General features: G+C 70.7%; 1 protein-coding gene and 1 pseudogene. One reads left to right on the top strand and one right to left on the bottom strand.

What is annotated here, in order from left to right:
- Positions 1 to 120 (bottom strand): DUF4166 domain-containing protein (locus tag UK12_RS40670; RefSeq protein ID WP_442973936.1); only part of this gene is annotated, 120 nt, incomplete at its 3' end.
- 11 nt (positions 121 to 131) lie between these two features.
- Between UK12_RS40670 and UK12_RS34685 the strand changes: the two are divergent.
- A pseudogene (locus UK12_RS34685) lies at positions 132 to 321 on the top strand (hypothetical protein); the annotation flags it as partial.

Raw genomic sequence — 321 nt, 5'->3', positions numbered from 1 at the left:
CCCCGATGTGATCACCAGGCCGCCGAGCGGACTGACCCGGAACTCGAGATCCACCGCCAGGTGCTGGCGGGTTCCCAGGTAGTCGACGACGGTTCCGGGACGGCGGTGCGAGGCGATCATCGTCGCGTGGAACCTTGGTCGACGGCCTTCGAACCCGCCAGCACCTGGCGGTGGTGCGGGAGTTCCGGGTCGGTCCGCTCTGCGGGCTGATGATCACATCCGGGCATCAGCGGGGCTACAGTCTGCCCGGGGCGCCGCGCTGTCCTGCCGCGTTGAGCCGGCGGGCCGCGGTGAACAAGTGGTTCGACGACGGGCGCGGGC

The sequence above is a fragment of the Saccharothrix sp. ST-888 genome, assembly GCF_000955975.1.
Taxonomy (GTDB): Bacteria; Actinomycetota; Actinomycetes; order Streptomycetales; family Streptomycetaceae; genus Kitasatospora.
This window is presented reverse-complemented; position numbering and strand designations above follow the sequence as displayed.